14 protein-coding genes and 1 tRNA gene are annotated in these 16,490 nt (G+C 45.7%); all 15 read right to left on the reverse strand.

The window, feature by feature from the left end; translation table 11 throughout:
- The coding region (locus tag M1L23_RS12930; protein ID WP_252627676.1) for a GTP-binding protein at positions 1-124 on the reverse strand (124 nt) is incomplete at its 3' end.
- Between the two features lie 62 nt (positions 125-186).
- The gene (gene fusA / locus M1L23_RS12935; protein WP_252627855.1) at positions 187-2,322 is read right to left on the reverse strand and encodes an elongation factor G; all 2,136 of its coding nucleotides are present in this window, start codon (positions 2,320-2,322) and stop codon (positions 187-189) included.
- 27 nt (positions 2,323-2,349) lie between these two features.
- The gene (gene rpsG, locus M1L23_RS12940; RefSeq protein WP_252627856.1) at positions 2,350-2,820 is read right to left on the reverse strand and encodes a 30S ribosomal protein S7; all 471 of its coding nucleotides are present in this window, start codon (positions 2,818-2,820) and stop codon (positions 2,350-2,352) included.
- A 75-nt stretch (positions 2,821-2,895) separates the two neighbouring features.
- Positions 2,896-3,270 carry a 30S ribosomal protein S12 gene (rpsL, locus tag M1L23_RS12945; protein ID WP_252627857.1) on the reverse strand — a complete coding sequence of 125 codons (375 nt, stop codon included), beginning with the start codon at positions 3,268-3,270 and terminating at the stop codon, positions 2,896-2,898.
- A 298-nt stretch (positions 3,271-3,568) separates the two neighbouring features.
- Positions 3,569-4,006 (reverse strand): hypothetical protein, encoded by a 438-nt coding sequence (locus M1L23_RS12950; protein WP_252627858.1) that lies wholly within the window; start codon positions 4,004-4,006, stop codon positions 3,569-3,571.
- Between the two features lie 139 nt (positions 4,007-4,145).
- Positions 4,146-8,390, reverse strand: coding sequence for a DNA-directed RNA polymerase subunit beta' (gene rpoC / locus M1L23_RS12955; RefSeq protein WP_252627859.1), 4,245 nt, complete (start codon positions 8,388-8,390; stop codon positions 4,146-4,148).
- A gap of 64 nt (positions 8,391-8,454) precedes the next feature.
- Positions 8,455-12,483 carry a DNA-directed RNA polymerase subunit beta gene (gene rpoB, locus M1L23_RS12960; protein ID WP_252627860.1) on the reverse strand — a complete coding sequence of 1,343 codons (4,029 nt, stop codon included), beginning with the start codon at positions 12,481-12,483 and terminating at the stop codon, positions 8,455-8,457.
- A gap of 204 nt (positions 12,484-12,687) precedes the next feature.
- Complete coding sequence (gene rplL, locus M1L23_RS12965) at positions 12,688-13,062, reverse strand: 50S ribosomal protein L7/L12 (protein ID WP_252627861.1); 375 nt, start codon at positions 13,060-13,062, stop codon at positions 12,688-12,690.
- 48 nt (positions 13,063-13,110) lie between these two features.
- The gene (gene rplJ / locus M1L23_RS12970; RefSeq protein ID WP_252627862.1) at positions 13,111-13,629 is read right to left on the reverse strand and encodes a 50S ribosomal protein L10; all 519 of its coding nucleotides are present in this window, start codon (positions 13,627-13,629) and stop codon (positions 13,111-13,113) included.
- Positions 13,630-13,889: 260 nt separating this feature from the next.
- Positions 13,890-14,591 carry a 50S ribosomal protein L1 gene (gene rplA / locus M1L23_RS12975; RefSeq protein WP_252627863.1) on the reverse strand — a complete coding sequence of 234 codons (702 nt, stop codon included), beginning with the start codon at positions 14,589-14,591 and terminating at the stop codon, positions 13,890-13,892.
- Between the two features lie 4 nt (positions 14,592-14,595).
- The gene (rplK, locus tag M1L23_RS12980; RefSeq protein WP_252627864.1) at positions 14,596-15,024 is read right to left on the reverse strand and encodes a 50S ribosomal protein L11; all 429 of its coding nucleotides are present in this window, start codon (positions 15,022-15,024) and stop codon (positions 14,596-14,598) included.
- 115 nt (positions 15,025-15,139) lie between these two features.
- Positions 15,140-15,685, reverse strand: a complete 546-nt coding sequence (gene nusG, locus M1L23_RS12985; protein ID WP_252627865.1) for a transcription termination/antitermination protein NusG — start codon at positions 15,683-15,685, stop codon at positions 15,140-15,142.
- A 17-nt stretch (positions 15,686-15,702) separates the two neighbouring features.
- Positions 15,703-16,080, reverse strand: a complete 378-nt coding sequence (gene secE, locus M1L23_RS12990) for a preprotein translocase subunit SecE (protein WP_252627866.1) — start codon at positions 16,078-16,080, stop codon at positions 15,703-15,705.
- Positions 16,081-16,141: 61 nt separating this feature from the next.
- Positions 16,142-16,218, reverse strand: a tRNA-Trp gene (locus M1L23_RS12995).
- A partial coding sequence (locus M1L23_RS13000; protein WP_252627867.1) for a hypothetical protein occupies positions 16,217-16,490 on the reverse strand: 274 nt, incomplete at its 5' end. The genes M1L23_RS12995 and M1L23_RS13000, both read right to left, overlap by 2 nt.

A 16,490-nucleotide genomic window follows, 5' to 3' on the forward strand; every position in this document is an offset into this window, starting at 1 on the left:
CACCATAGGTTTTTGCCAATACGGTTGCGATTGCCGCAGTCAATGTGGTTTTACCGTGGTCAACGTGGCCAATAGTACCTACGTTAACGTGTGGCTTTGTACGTTCGAACTTTGCTTTTGCCATGACTATATCTTCCTTACTAAAAGTTTAAAGCCCGGCCTTCAACGACCGGGACCAGACCTTAACTAATCTTTGGTGTTACGAGCAGCAATAATTGCTTCTGCAACGTTGTTTGGAGCTTCTTGATATTTCAAGAATTCCATTGCGTATGATGCACGACCCTGCGTTTGTGAACGCAAGTCGGTTGCATAGCCAAACATTTCAGCTAATGGAACCAATGCATTAACAGCTTTCAAACCACCTGGTGCGTCAATCATTCCTTCGATCATACCGCGACGTCGGTTTAAGTCACCTACTACGTCACCCATGAAGTCTTCAGGAGTAATTACTTCTACTTGCATGATTGGCTCAAGTAATGCTGGGTTTGCTTGCAGCGCACCCTTCTTGAAGCCCATGCTACCAGCGATTTTAAACGCCAATTCGTTCGAGTCGACATCGTGATAAGAACCGTCAAACAGTGTGACTTTTACGCCAAGCACTGGGAAGCCCGCAAGAACACCGTTCTGCATTTGTTCCTGACAGCCTTTATCTACAGCTGGAACGTATTCTTTTGGTACAACACCACCAACGATTTCGTTCACGAACTGGTAAATTTCTTCTTCTTCACCTTCAGCTGAATTGCCTTGGTCAAGACCTAGTGGTTCCATACGTAACCAAACATGACCGTATTGACCACGACCACCTGATTGACGTACAAACTTACCTTCAACTTCCACTTTTTTGCGGATCGTTTCACGGTAAGCAACCTGAGGTTTACCAACGTTACATTCAACGCCGAATTCACGCTTCATACGGTCTACTAGTACGTCTAGGTGAAGCTCACCCATACCAGAGATAATCGTTTGGCCTGACTCTTCGTCGGTTTTAACACGGAAAGATGGATCTTCAGCAGCCAGTTTACCTAGTGCAATACCCATTTTCTCTTGGTCAACCTTAGTTTTTGGTTCAACTGCAACCGAAATTACCGGCTCAGGGAAGTCCATACGCTCAAGCACAACAATCCGGTCATGTGAACACAAGGTGTCACCGGTAGTTACGTCTTTTAGGCCAATCGCAGCGGCGATGTCACCTGCACGTACTTCTTTCAGCTCTTCACGGTCATTCGCGTGCATTTGCACGATACGACCAAAACGCTCACGTTTTTGTTTTACCGAGTTGTAAACAGAATCACCTGCGTTTACTACACCTGAATACACACGGAAGAACGTTAAGGTACCAACAAATGGGTCGGTAGCAATTTTAAACGCTAGTGCCGCAAAAGGTTCGTTGTCGTCAGACTTACAGTTAACTTCGTCACCGTTTTCTAACACACCACGAATGTCTTTTACTTCAGTTGGTGAAGGTAAGTACTCGATAACAGCGTCTAGTACTGCCTGAACACCTTTGTTCTTAAACGCAGAACCACACATAACAGGTACAATCTCGTTATTCAGTGTGCGCAGGCGAAGACCATTTTTGATCTCTGCTTCTGTCAACTCACCGTCTTCAAGATACTTGTTCATGTATTCGTCGTTTGCTTCTGCAGCTGCTTCTACCAGCTCGGCACGAAGCTCTTCTGCTTCTTCTAGCATGTCAGCAGGTATTTCTTCGTAAGTGAAGGTCATACCCATGTCTGACTCATTCCAGTTAATAGCCTTCATTTTTACAAGGTCTACCACACCGGTGAAGTTTTCTTCAGTACCGATTGGAATATTTAACGGTACTGGCACAGAAGCTAAGCGTGTTTTAATTTGATCAACAACGTTTAAGTAGTCAGCACCCATACGGTCCATCTTGTTGACGAACACCATACGTGGAACTTCATACTTATCCGCTTGACGCCAAACTGTTTCAGTTTGCGGTTGCACACCAGACGATGCACAAAGAACAACAACAGCTGCGTCGAGTACACGTAGTGAACGCTCTACTTCAACGGTAAAGTCTACGTGTCCTGGGGTATCGATAATGTTAATACGATGCTCTGGGAACTGTTGATCCATCCCTTTCCAGAAACTGGTTACCGCAGCAGAGGTAATAGTAATACCACGCTCTTGCTCTTGCGCCATCCAGTCTGTGGTTGCGCCACCATCGTGGGTTTCACCAAGCTTATGGCTACGGCCAGTATAAAATAGTATACGCTCAGTAGTGGTTGTTTTACCTGCGTCTACGTGAGCACAAATACCGATATTACGGTAGCGCTCAATCGAAGTTTTTCTTGCCACAATACATTCCTCTTTATTTGAGCGTGATTACCAGCGGTAGTGAGCAAACGCTTTGTTCGCATCAGCCATACGGTGAACGTCTTCACGTTTACGTACTGCAGAACCTTTGTTCTGTGATGCGTCTAACATTTCGCCAGCAAGGCGTTGTGCCATTGATTTTTCACCACGAGTACGGGCAGCTTCAACCATCCAACGCATACCTAAGGTATTACGACGAACTGGGCGTACTTCAACTGGTACCTGGTATGTAGAACCACCCACACGACGAGACTTAACCTCGACTGAAGGGCGAATATTTTCAAGCGCATCTTCAAATACTGAAAGATGATCTTTACTTGTTTTTTCAGCTACGATTTCTAAAGCACCGTAAACTATATTTTCAGCGACTGATTTCTTACCATCAACCATGACAACGTTAATGAATTTAGCCAACAAATCTGATCCGAACTTCGGATCTGGCAGAATTTTACGTTGACCTATGACACGTCTTCTAGGCATTACATTTCTCCGATATCTTCAGGGTTAAACCCAAAACATTATTATTTAGTTTGGCCTTACTAGAACGGAGAACCGTTAAGACTTAGGCCGTTTAGCACCGTATTTAGAACGGCCTTGCCTACGGCTGTTTACGCCGGCACAGTCTAATGCGCCGCGAACCGTATGGTAACGAACACCTGGTAAGTCTTTAACACGACCACCGCGGATAAGAACAACACTGTGCTCTTGTAGGTTGTGGCCTTCGCCACCGATATATGAGCTTACTTCGAAACCGTTGGTTAAACGCACACGACATACTTTACGTAGTGCTGAGTTTGGTTTCTTAGGTGTGGTGGTGTACACACGAGTACAAACACCACGTCTTTGTGGGCAAGCTTGCAACGCCGGTACGTTGTTCTTATCGACCGGCTTTTTGCGTCCTTTGCGCACTAACTGGTTTACTGTTGCCATGGTTTCTCCACTTATAGCATTTACAATTGCGAACAAAAGACTGCACCACGTAGCTCCCGCTATTTGGTACAGCTTCCGTTATTTTATGGTCTCAGTCGCTAAATCAGGACCAAAAAACAAGGTAATTCCCCAATCTGAGGAGGGCGAATTTTATAGGTCATTAATTGGACTGTCAACTGTTATCCACATTATAGCGCTTATACTGGGGTTACGGGTAAGAAATAGTTAGGTAAAACAAGAAACCCCTAGCCCAGCTAGGGATTTGAAAGAAAGGTAATAAACATTCTTGAAAGCATGCTTATTTTTCTATTTGTGTATCGCCGGGGGTTTTTGTGAAACGAACTTCAGTAACTTGCACATCGATAAGTTCGCCTGCTGCATTAAAATAAAAATGGGTCGTTACTTCAATAATTTGAGTAGGTGTTTCATAACGATCTGTTCTGCTATTCGTGTAACTACCATCAGGAATAGTACTCATTATTACCATTCCTACTTCTGCTACCGACTCTAACGAGCCTAAATGAGTAGCGTTGTTGGCAAGGTCTAATTGTTCAATGTGAAAAATACTCCCTTGTTCGTCCCGTACAACAATTACATAATTGTTTTTTAGCTTAACCGACTCAGAGCAACTTATCTGGCAATTCGGTGTGTCAATTTCTACTGTGGAAGCTGATACAAAGGTCGAGTTAAATCCATAAAAAACGATTAACCCTGCATATAAAACTTTCTTTATCATGTGCTATCTCCATACTTATTAAATCAATATTAAAATAAATTAACATTGACCATAACACTGGCTATAACCAGTGTCAACAGAATTGAAGCAACAAAAAAGGGCCCTGTTGGGCCCTTTTGATAGTTACTGCAAATGCGTGTTACTTATTACCGTCGGCTTCATTTTCTTTCAAAGCCGCAGCCAATTTCTTCGACGCTTCGGCGGCGGTTACCGAACCGGTACGCTCGTCCATAATTATACGACGCTTGCGTTGGCGTTCCTGATGGTATGAATAACCCGTACCTGCCGGGATTAAACGACCAACAATAACGTTTTCTTTCAAGCCGCGTAATGGATCGTGCTTACCTTGTACAGCTGCTTCGGTAAGTACTCGCGTGGTTTCTTGGAACGAAGCCGCTGAAATAAACGACTCAGTAGAAAGTGACGCTTTGGTAATACCCAATAGCTGACGTTCAAAGGTTGCCGGCATTTTGCGTGACGCTTCAAGGGCACGATTAACGTCGTTAACGTGTGAGAATTCAAGCATTTCACCTGGTAAGAAGGTGCTATCGCCTGACTTTTCAACGATAACCTTACGCAACATTTGGCGAACAATAACCTCAATGTGCTTATCGTTAATTTTTACACCTTGCAAACGGTATACTTCCTGAACTTCGTTGGTAATGTAGTTAGCAACTGCCGACACACCACGTAAGCGTAGAATGTCGTGCGGTGCTTCTGGACCATCGGCGATTACATCACCTTTCGTCACTTCTTCACCTTCGAACACGTTCAGCTGACGCCAGTTATGAATCATTTCCTCATAAACTTCGCCTTCAGCTAACCCTGGTATTGTCTCACCCTCTAATGGAGTAATTAATAACCGGCGCTTAGACTTGGTTTCACGACCAAATGACACAATACCGCTGTGCTCTGCCAAAATAGCAGGCTCTTTTGGTTTACGTGCTTCGAATAAGTCGGCTACCCGTGGTAAACCACCGGTAATGTCACGAGTTTTGGTACCTTCTTGCGGAATACGCGCAAGTGGGTCACCAACGCTAACCTGAGAACCGTCGGCTGAAGAAATAATCGCACCACCCGGCAACACATACTGAGCAGGCATATTGGTACCAACGATATTTACGTCGTTACCTTCCTCGTCAACAAGCTTAATGGCTGGGCGCATGTCTTTACCGGCACTGGTACGTTCACCAGTGTCGAGCACAACCACGCTGGTTAAACCCGTTAGTTCGTCGGTTTGGGTACGCATGGTCACACCGTCGATCATATCGACAAACTTAATTTTACCAGCTACTTCGGTAATAATTGGGTGTGTGTGCGGGTCCCAGTTAGCTACAAAGTCGCCAGCTACAACTGCCGCTTCGTCGCCTTTTTTCAGTACTGCACCATAGGGTAGTTTATAGCGCTCGCGCTCGGCACCATACTGGTCAATAAGCGTTAGTTCTGCAGAACGTGAGGTAATAACAGGTAAACCGTCAGAGTTCTCAACGTATTTAGCATTATGCAGCTTAATAGTACCCGGGTTTTTCACCTGAATATTATTGTCTGCCGACGCACGCGAAGCAGCACCACCAATGTGGAACGTACGCATGGTTAACTGTGTTCCTGGCTCACCAATAGACTGGGCAGCTATAACACCAACCGCTTCACCTTCGTTCACCAAATGTCCGCGGGCTAAGTCGCGTCCATAACAGTTTGAACACACACCATGAATTGATTCACAGGTAATTACCGAGCGTACTTTTACTTCGTCTACTGAGTGCTCTTCAAGCAGGTCACACAGTTTTTCGTCTAGCATGATGTTACGTGGAACCAGCACGTCTTTGGTGCCCGGCTTAAGAATGTCATCACACACTACCCGGCCTAATACACGCTCACGTAATGGTTCTACTACATCACCACCTTCAATAAGAGGTTTAATGTATAAGCCATCATAGGTGCCACAGTCTGCTTCACTGATAACAAGGTCTTGAGCAACGTCTACCAAACGACGGGTTAAATAACCCGAGTTCGCTGTTTTCAATGCCGTGTCGGCCAAACCTTTACGCGCACCGTGGGTAGAAATAAAGTACTGAAGTACGTTTAGTCCTTCACGGAAGTTCGCAATAATTGGCGTTTCAATAATTGAACCATCGGGTTTGGCCATCAAGCCACGCATACCAGCTAGCTGACGAATCTGGGCTGCAGATCCTCGCGCACCGGAATCGGCCATCATGAATACCGAGTTAAACGACTTTTGTTGAACTTCTTTACCATCTGCGTCTAGTACGGTTTCTTTCGACAAGTTGTCCATCATGGCTTTCGAAACTTGTTCGTTCGCCGTCGACCAAATGTCAATAACCTTGTTGTACTTTTCACCAGCGGTTACTAAGCCTTGCTCAAATTGCTCTTGAATTTCTGCAACCTGACCTTCAGCGTCTTCAATAATGTCTGCTTTAGCGGCTGGAATTTCCATGTCGTTAATACCAACCGACGTACCCGACACCATGGCGTAATGGAAGCCGATATACATTAATTGGTCAGCAAAAATTACCGTCGATTTTAAACCACAGTCACGGTAGCAACGGTTCAATAGCTTTGAAATCTGCTTTTTACCCATGTCTTGGTTAATTAAATCGAAGGACAAACCTTCCGGCAATATCAAAGAGAAAATTGCACGGCCTGGTGTGGTGTCGTAAATTTTCGTTTCACGAACCATCACACCTTCGGCGTCTAAGTACGAATTTTCAATGCGCACTTTAACTTTACTGTGTAATTCCACATGACCCGCGCGATAGGCTTTTTCTGCCTCTTTCTCGCTTTTGAAGATCATGCCTGCGCCTTTACCATTTATCTTGTCGCGGGTTAGGTAATAAACACCTAGTACAACGTCTTGCGAAGGTACGATAATTGGTTCACCACTTGCAGGTGAAAGAATGTTGTTGGTCGACATCATGAGCGCACGGGCTTCCATCTGGGCTTCCAGCGTAAGCGGTACGTGCACGGCCATTTGGTCACCGTCGAAGTCAGCGTTATAAGCTGCACACACTAGTGGGTGCAGTTGTATTGCTTTACCTTCAATAAGAACCGGTTCGAACGCTTGAATACCCAAACGGTGCAAGGTTGGTGCACGGTTTAGTAATACAGGGTGCTCGCGGATAACTTCGTCTAGAATATCCCACACTTCTGCTGTTTCACGTTCAACCATTTTCTTAGCAGCTTTAATGGTTGTTGCTAAGCCACGGCCTTCTAACTTGCCATAAATAAACGGTTTGAATAGCTCTAAAGCCATTTTCTTCGGTAAACCACACTGATGTAACTTCAGCGTTGGTCCTACTACAATTACTGAACGGCCTGAGTAGTCAACACGCTTACCTAGTAAGTTCTGACGGAAACGACCTTGCTTACCTTTGATCATGTCGGCCAAAGATTTCAATGGGCGCTTGTTTGAACCTGTAATAGCACGGCCACGACGGCCGTTGTCTAATAAGGCGTCAACCGCTTCTTGCAGCATACGTTTTTCGTTACGAACGATAATGTCGGGTGCTGCTAGGTCTAATAAACGCTTCAAGCGGTTATTACGGTTTATAACGCGACGATACAAGTCGTTCAAGTCAGAGGTAGCAAAACGGCCACCGTCTAGCGGTACTAGCGGACGCAAGTCTGGTGGTAATACTGGTAATACTTTCAATACCATCCACTCCGGCTTGTTGCCCGACTGGTGGAATGACTCAAGCAGCTTTAAACGCTTGGTAGTTTTTTTACGTTTGGTTTCAGAATTCGTTTCTGGCAATTCTTCACGCAGCGCACGAATTTCTGTTTCTAAGTTTACTTGCTGTAATAAATGCAAAATGGCTTCAGCACCCATTTTCGCTTCAAACTCGTCGCCGTGCTCTTCTAGTGAGTCTAAGTATTCTTCTTCGCCCAGCATAGAACCAACTTCCATAGAAGTTAGGCCGGCGTCGATAACAACATACGACTCAAAATAAAGAATGCGTTCAATATCACGTAAGGTCATGTCGAGCATTAAACCAATACGGCTAGGCAACGACTTCAAGAACCAAATATGAGCAACTGGGCTAGCTAATTCAATGTGGGCCATACGCTCGCGGCGTACTTTGGTTTGGGTTACTTCAACACCACATTTTTCGCAAATAACGCCACGATGCTTTAATCGCTTGTACTTACCACATAAGCATTCGTAGTCTTTTACTGGGCCAAAAATACGGGCACAGAAAAGGCCGTCACGCTCTGGTTTGAACGTACGGTAGTTAATAGTTTCCGGCTTTTTAACTTCGCCGAACGACCAGCTACGAATTTGATCTGGCGATGCCAAACCAATTCGAATTCGGTCGAATTCTTCGCCTTCTTTAGGTGGCTTGATAAACTTCAATAAGTCTTTCACGTTACGTCTCCTGTCGGAGTTAAAGCTTGTCGGGAGGTTCTAGGAACCTCCCGTACCGGGGCCGTTATTCGTCTTCTAACTCGATGCTAATACCAAGTGAGCGAATCTCTTTCAACAATACGTTGAACGACTCTGGCATACTTGGGTCCATTTCGTAGTTACCGCCGACGATGTTTTTGTACATTTTGGTCCGGCCTTCAACGTCGTCTGATTTCACCGTTAGCATTTCTTGCAGCGTATAAGCCGCACCGTATGCTTCTAGCGCCCAAACTTCCATTTCACCGAAACGCTGGCCACCGAACTGTGCTTTACCACCCAGCGGCTGCTGAGTAACAAGGCTGTACGAGCCAGTAGAACGAGCGTGCATTTTGTCGTCTACTAAGTGGTTCAGCTTCAACATGTACATGTAGCCCACCGTTACCGGGCGTTCGAAAGGTTCGCCGGTACGGCCGTCATATAGCGTAATTTGACCAGTTTCTGGTAAATCAGCCATTTTCAGCAGGCCTTTAATTTCACTTTCTACTGCACCGTCGAATACTGGCGAAGCAATAGGTAAACCGGCTTTTAGGTTGTCGGCTAAACGTAACACTTCTTCATCGCTAAAGGTTGAAATGTCTACGTCTTGACGGCCTTTGCCAAGGTCATACACGTCTTGTAGGTATTTGCGCAGCATAGTAACTCTATCCTGCTCTGCTAACATTTTTTCGATCTTGCGACCAATTCCACGCGCCGCAGCACCTAAGTGTGTTTCTAAAATCTGACCTACGTTCATTCGTGAAGGAACACCTAACGGGTTCAATACGATATCAACAGGTTCACCGGTTTCGTCATAGGGCATGTCTTCAATCGGCACAATAGTAGAGATAACACCTTTGTTACCATGGCGACCGGCCATTTTGTCACCAGGAGCAATGCTACGTTTTACTGCTAAGTAAACCTTCACAGTTTTCAGTATACCTGGTTGTAGGTCGTCGCCTTGAGTAATTTTACGGCGTTTTTGCTCATAACGACTATCGTAGTCGTCACGTATTTCTTTGTGTTGTTTGGCCAACTGCTCAAGATCTAAGTTAGCACCTTCGTCTTTTAGGTTTTGCGTAATCCATTTGCTACGATCAATCGCAGCTAACTTCGATTCGTCAAAACCATTAGCCAACAACAAGCTACGAACACGGGTAAAGATACCGTCTTCTAAAATTTTAAACTCGTCGGTTAAGTCTTTCTTCACTTGCGCAAGCTGCATGGCTTCAATATCAAGTGCACGCTTGTCTTTTTCTAAGCCGTCACGAGTGAAAATTTGTACGTCTATAACCGTTCCACTAATACCGTTTGGTACCCGCAAAGAACTGTCTTTAACGTCCGACGCTTTCTCACCAAAAATAGCGCGTAGTAGCTTTTCTTCTGGCGTAAGCTGGGTTTCACCTTTTGGTGTTACTTTACCTACCAGAATGTCACCACCATGAACTTCAGCACCAATATAAACAATACCCGACTCGTCAAGCTTGCTTAGTGCTGCTTCACCTACGTTTGGAATGTCGGCAGTTATTTCGTCTGCGCCTAATTTAGTGTCACGCGCTGTACTGGTTAACTCTTGAATATGAATACTAGTTAACAGGTCTTGTTCAACTACACGCTCGCTAATAAGAATCGAGTCTTCGAAGTTGTAACCGTTCCAAGGCATAAACGCCACACGTAGGTTTTGGCCTAGTGCAAGTTCACCAAGGTCGGTTGAAGGACCGTCGGCCAATACGTCGCCCCGCATAACTGGTTCGCCTAAGTTCACACATGGCGTTTGGTTAATACAGGTGTTCTGGTTTGAACGGGTGTATTTGGTTAAGTTGTAAATGTCGATACCCGCTTCGCCAGGTAACATTTCTTCTTCATTTACTTTAACAACAATACGGCCCGCATCAACGTAATCAACCACACCACCACGGCTGGCAACCACGGTTACACCCGAGTCTACGGCTACTAAACGTTCAACCCCGGTACCTACTAACGGCTTAACAGCGCGTAGGCTTGGCACCGCTTGGCGTTGCATGTTCGAACCCATTAATGCACGGTTAGCGTCATCGTGCTCAAGGAACGGAATTAAGCTCGCCGCAATAGACACGATCTGTTGTGGCGCAACGTCCATGAACTGTACTTGGTCGCGAGTTGTTAAGGTTGTTTCGTTGTCATAACGCGCTGGCACTAAGTCTTCAACAATTTCATTCTTGTCGTTTAACACAATGTTCGCCTGCGCGATCATGTATTTGCCTTCTTCAATGGCAGACAAGTAATGCACGTCGTCGGTTACCACGCCATTTTCTACCCGACGGTATGGTGTTTCTAAGAAACCATATTCGTTGGTACGCGAAAAAGTAGATAACGAGTTAATTAAACCAATGTTCGGGCCTTCCGGCGTTTCAATTGGGCATAACCGACCGTAGTGCGTTGGGTGTACGTCACGTACTTCAAAACCAGCACGTTCACGGGTTAAACCACCCGGACCTAAAGCAGAAATACGACGCTTATGCGTTACTTCCGACAATGGGTTGTTCTGGTCCATAAACTGTGACAATTGGCTTGAGCCAAAGAACTCTTTAACAGCAGCCGAAATAGGCTTCGCGTTAATAAGATCTTGCGGCGTAATGGTTTCTAGGTCGCCTTGGCTTAAGCGCTCACGAACTGCCCGCTCAACACGCACTAAACCAACACGGAATTGGTTTTCTGCCATTTCACCAACCGAACGAATACGGCGGTTACCTAAGTGGTCAATGTCGTCTACTACGTCTAAACCGTTACGAATGTCGATAAGCTTCTTCATTGCATCAACAACGTCTTCGCGGGTTAACGTAGGCGCGCCGGTTTCAATATCGCGGCCTAAGCGACGGTTAAACTTCATGCGGCCAACGGTCGACAAATCATAACGCTCGGGCGAGAAAAACAAGTTCTCGAACAAGCTTTCTGCTGCGTCTTTAGTTGGCGGTTCGCCTGGGCGCATCATGCGATAAATTTCTACCAAAGCTTCAAGCTTGTTCGAGCTTGGGTCAATACGCATGGTTTCGCTAATGTATGCACCGTGGTCAAGATCGTTAATAAACAGGGTCGAAAACTTCTTAAAGCCAGCTTCAATAAGTTCAGCTAATACTTCAAGAGTTATTACCGTGTTGGCCGGCGCAACTATTTCGCCTGTCTTTTTATTTACATAGTCTTTCGCAAGCACCTTATCAACTAGGTAGTCTTGCGGTACTTCCATTTCAGTAATGCCTAGTTCGCTAATTTGTCTGATATGGCGCGCTGTTACTCGGCGGCCTTTCTCTACAATTAAGTCACCCTCTGGCGACTTAATATCAAACAAAGCAGTTTCACCACGTAGGCGCTCTGGAATTAGTGTCATGAACAGTTTGCTACGACGCACTTCAAATTCTGTGGTCTCAAAGAACATATCGAGAATTTCTTCGTCGGTATATTCTAACGCACGCAACATTATGGTCGCAGGTAATTTACGGCGACGGTCAATACGTACGAATACGTTATCTTTAGGGTCTAGCTCAAAGTCTAGCCATGAACCACGGTAAGGAATAACGCGCGCATTATAAAGAACTTTACCAGACGAGTGAGTTTTACCGCCGTCGTGGCTGTAAAACACTCCCGGTGAACGGTGTAGCTGAGAAACGATAACTCGTTCAGTACCGTTAATTACAAAGGTTCCATTATCGGTCATGAGCGGTATTTCGCCCATGTAAACTTCCTGTTCTTTAATATTTTTAACAGTGCCGGGAGGTGCGTCTCTGTCATATACCACCATACGTAAAGTTACACGTAATGGTGCAGAGTACGTAATACCGCGAATTTGACATTCTTTAACGTCGAATACGGGCTCACCTAAACGGTAGCTGACATATTGCAGCTCACTATTGCCGGAATAGCTCGCGATCGGGAAGACCGAGCCAAATGCTGCCTCAAGGCCGTATTCGCCGGTCGCATCACTTTCAATAAACTTTTTGAAAGAGTCGAGCTGAATTGAGAGCAAATAAGGTACTTCTAGAACTTGGGGACGTTTCCCGAAGTCCTTACGAATTCGTTTTTTTTCAGAGTAGGAGTACGCCATGGGGTTCCTCAGCTAGCTGATTTCTGACCCAAGCTGCCTATGGTGGCAGCAGCCAACGGAGTTCGTCACAATCCGTCCGCCTGTGATTGGTTGTAAGGAGTATAGGGGCACAGGAAACCTACCTTCCTTATGAGCGCAAAAAGGCTGGTGACTAAAAAGTCACCAGCCCAAAGCCTTTGAGGGCCTTATTGCAAGTCAAGTAGCTTACTTAACTTCAACTTCCGCACCAATTTCTTCAAGCTGCTTTTTCAGTTCTTCAGCTTCTTCTTTCGCAACGCCTTCTTTCACTGGAACTGGCGCAGATTCTACAAGTGCTTTAGCTTCTTTCAAGCCTAGACCTGTGATTGTACGCACAGCTTTGATAGCTGCAACTTTATTGCCACCAAATGATTTCAGGATTACGTCAAATTCAGATTGCTCTTCTACTGCATCAGCTGCAGCAGCAGGGCCAGCAGCTACTGCAACAGCAGCAGATGCGTCAACACCAAATTTTTCTTCGGCCGCTTCGATCAGTTCAACCAGATCCATTACTGGCATTTCTGCGATTGCGTTTAAAATGTCTTCTTTAGTCAGAGCCATTTCTCTAAACTCCCGGGTTTAAGTAAGTAAAATAAATTATTAAGTCGCTTATTTGGCGTCTTTGATTGCTGCCAAAACGCGTACAAATTTCGTTGGTACTTCGTTAAGAGTACGTACGAACTTCGATACCGGCGCTTTGAACGTAGCAAGCAATTTGGCCAACGCTTCGTCGCGTGTCGGAAGTGATGCTACTGCGTCCAATTTATCTGGACCCATTAAGCCATTACCGATAGACAGACCCATTACCTGCAAGTTCTTGTTACCTTTTGCAAACTCTTTAAACAAACGAGCTGCTGCGCCAGGAGCTTCAAGAGAGAAGCCATAAACAAGAGGTCCTACAAGAGCTGAATCAATGTCTTCAAACTTCGTACCCATTAAAGCGCGTTTTGCTAGTGAGTTCCGAATTACCTTCAGATACACACCTTGTTCACGTGCTTGGGCGCGAAGTACGGTCATGTCCGCAACTTCCATACCACGATACTCAGCAACAACGACGGATAGAGCTGTGGAAGCTACGTCGTTAGTTTCTTTAACGATCAGCTTTTTTGCTTCTAAACCTAGTGCCACTAGTATCACCTCTTTTAACTGAGGAACCGGTACATCCGGACCTCGTCGTTACAATTTAGCGAGTTCCCAATTGCTTCCTCGCCGCTTTGTCACGGTGAATCTCACCCAGAGAGTCTGAGTCGGATATCACCATCTGCGCGGGCTTTCATGATTAAGTTATTTACAACTGCAAATAACGCCTGCGGTCTTGGATGGGAGCCACCTCAACAAATAAATGTGAGAAGGCGACTCCAACCCTAAAACCATACTTTAACTACTAATTAAATTTTAGTATTTAAAGTTGAATCGTCGATACGTACACCAGCGCCCATAGTGGTAGACAGGGTAATACGACCAACATAAACCCCTTTTGCTGAAGAAGGCTTCGCGCGCTTCAAAGCTACTATAAGGGCTTCTAAGTTTTCTTTTAGCTTTTCATCGTCAAAGTCTACTCGACCAATGGTGCAATGAATAATACCGTTCTTGTCGTTACGGTAGCGCACCTGGCCAGCTTTGGCGTTTTTAACAGCAGTTTCTACGTCGGGTGTTACAGTACCCGTTTTTGGGTTAGGCATTAAACCACGTGGGCCTAACACTTGACCTAGTTGACCAACAACGCGCATTGCATCTGGTGATGCAACCACTACGTCGAAGTCCATCATGCCGCCTTTAATTTGCTCGGCTAGGTCTTCCATACCAACGAATTCTGCGCCTGCAGCTTTAGCTTTCTCAGCGTTATCGCCAGAAGTAAATACTGCCACACGAACGTCACGACCAGTACCGTTTGGTAGTACCGTAGCACCACGAACGTTTTGGTCAGATTTACGTGCGTCGATGCCCAAGTTTACGGCAACATCAACACTTTCAGTGAATTTGGCGGTAGCTAACGACTTTAGCAAAGTAAGTGCTTCGTTAATGTCGTAGTCGCGGGTTTTATCAACCGCTTCGCGAATTGTTTTCATGCGCTTAGTTAAACGTGCCATCTGCTTATCCCTCTACCTTCAAGCCCATAGAACGTGCAGAGCCAGCAATTGTTTTAACTGCTGCTTCAAGATCCGCAGCGGTCAGATCTGGTTCTTTGGTTTTTGCGATTTCTTCCAGTTGAGCGCGAGTAACAGTGCCCACTTTGTCCGTATTAGGGCGGCCTGAACCACTCTTAACGCCTGCTGCTTTCTTCAATAAGAAGGCTGCTGGAGGAGTTTTTGTTACGAAGGTGAAAGAACGGTCTTCAAACACAGTGATTTCAACAGGAACTGGTGCACCTTTTTCAAGGTTGTCTGTTTGGGCGTTAAACGCTTTACAGAATTCCATAATGTTAACACCGTGCTGACCCAACGCAGGACCAACGGGTGGTGACGGGTTTGCCGCACCAGCTGCTACCTGCAGCTTGATAATGGCGGAAACTTTCTTAGCCATGATTAATAACCTCTATAAATGGGTGAAGCGCCTCGTAGACCAAGAGGAGGACTACTCAAACGGCTACCCGATATTGAAAAACGGACGCGGATTATATAGCGACCCGCGGCCAAGATCAACCTTTTTCGACTTGACTAAAGTCTAAATCGACTGGTGTTGAACGACCAAATATAGAAACCGACACTTTCATGCGGTTCTTTTCGTAATCTACTTCTTCTACTGTACCGTTAAAGTCGGCAAACGGGCCGTCGGTAACACGAACCATTTCACCTGGTTCAAACATTGTTTTCGGACGGGGACGATCGGCAGACTCAGTTAAGCGATTTAAAATAGCATCGGCTTCTTTCTGTGAAATCGGCGCTGGGCGCTCGGCGGTACCGCCTATAAAGCCAAGTACCCGCGGCGTGCTTTTTACTAAGTGCCAGGTTTCGTCGTCCATGGCCATTTCGACAAGTACGTAGCCAGGGAAAAACTTACGTTCGGTTTTACGCTTTTGCGTACCACGCACTTCAACAACTTCTTCAGTAGGAACTAAAACCTGGCCGAAGCGATCGCCCATGTTATGAATTCTAATTTGTTCTTGAAGAATTTTTGCCACACGCCCTTCATAGCCTGAGAAAGCTTGAACTACATACCAACGCTTTTTTATTTCTGTGGTCATAATGCTCTCCCGGTTAATTAAATGCCCATGCCGGCAGCAAAGCCAACAACACGTACTAAAATACCGTCTAAGCCCCAAAGCAACAGTGCAACCAGGAAGGTTGCTAGCAGCACGATTAAGGTTGTGTGGGTTGCTTCTTTGCGTGTTGGCCAAACCACTTTACGAACTTCAATACGGCTTTCTTTGGCAAAACCAAGAAACTGTGCGCCACGTATTGTTGTTGCTAGGGTGCCGCCTGCTAACAGCACGAGAACAATTACACCCATAGCACGGAATGCCACTGGCACTGTACCTAGCATGTAGTTACCTACAACTGCTGCAGCAAGAAAGCCTATTGCGATGATCCATTTTAAACTATCTAACGGATTAGACGTGGTACCTGTATTTGCACTCATGGTTATTTATCCTGAATCTTTGCTTACACTCCGCCCGCTTTTTTTACGTGCGGAAAAAATCTGGCAGGGGTGGAGGGATTCGAACCCCCAACCATCGGTTTTGGAGACCGCCGTTCTACCAATTGGAACTACACCCCTAATACGAATATCCATTTTGCCGATACACCCAAGTAATGCGTTTTAAAGCATTAAAGTAGGTTTTTATAAAGAATACGACAAGAAGGGACGCGTCATTATACCTATGCCCCGTGGAAAGGCAAGAACTGCCCAATAAAAAAGGCGCCGTTGTTGCGGCAGGCAATGCTTCGTCATGCCATGCATGACCTACGGGTGGGCGTATAAACAACACGCGTAGGTACGGCACCGCCGTACGGGTGGGCGTATAAACAACACGCATAGGTACGACACCG

Origin of the sequence: Aliidiomarina quisquiliarum (assembly GCF_023922585.1) — a bacterium.
In the GTDB taxonomy this organism is placed as follows: Bacteria; Pseudomonadota; Gammaproteobacteria; order Enterobacterales; family Alteromonadaceae; genus Aliidiomarina; species Aliidiomarina quisquiliarum.

What these genes read in the sequence shown, in the direction of transcription:
- secE (WP_252627866.1), bottom strand. Translation starts at nt 16,080, where the DNA reads ATGAGTGCAAATACAGGTACCACGTCTAATCCGTTAGATAGTTTAAAA.
- rplL (WP_252627861.1), bottom strand. Translation starts at nt 13,062, where the DNA reads ATGGCTCTGACTAAAGAAGACATTTTAAACGCAATCGCAGAAATGCCA.
- rplK (WP_252627864.1), bottom strand. Translation starts at nt 15,024, where the DNA reads ATGGCTAAGAAAGTTTCCGCCATTATCAAGCTGCAGGTAGCAGCTGGT.
- nusG (WP_252627865.1), bottom strand. Translation starts at nt 15,685, where the DNA reads ATGACCACAGAAATAAAAAAGCGTTGGTATGTAGTTCAAGCTTTCTCA.
- rpsL (WP_252627857.1), bottom strand. Translation starts at nt 3,270, where the DNA reads ATGGCAACAGTAAACCAGTTAGTGCGCAAAGGACGCAAAAAGCCGGTC.
- rpsG (WP_252627856.1), bottom strand. Translation starts at nt 2,820, where the DNA reads ATGCCTAGAAGACGTGTCATAGGTCAACGTAAAATTCTGCCAGATCCG.
- rpoB (WP_252627860.1), bottom strand. Translation starts at nt 12,483, where the DNA reads ATGGCGTACTCCTACTCTGAAAAAAAACGAATTCGTAAGGACTTCGGG.
- M1L23_RS12950 (WP_252627858.1), bottom strand. Translation starts at nt 4,006, where the DNA reads ATGATAAAGAAAGTTTTATATGCAGGGTTAATCGTTTTTTATGGATTT.
- rplA (WP_252627863.1), bottom strand. Translation starts at nt 14,591, where the DNA reads ATGGCACGTTTAACTAAGCGCATGAAAACAATTCGCGAAGCGGTTGAT.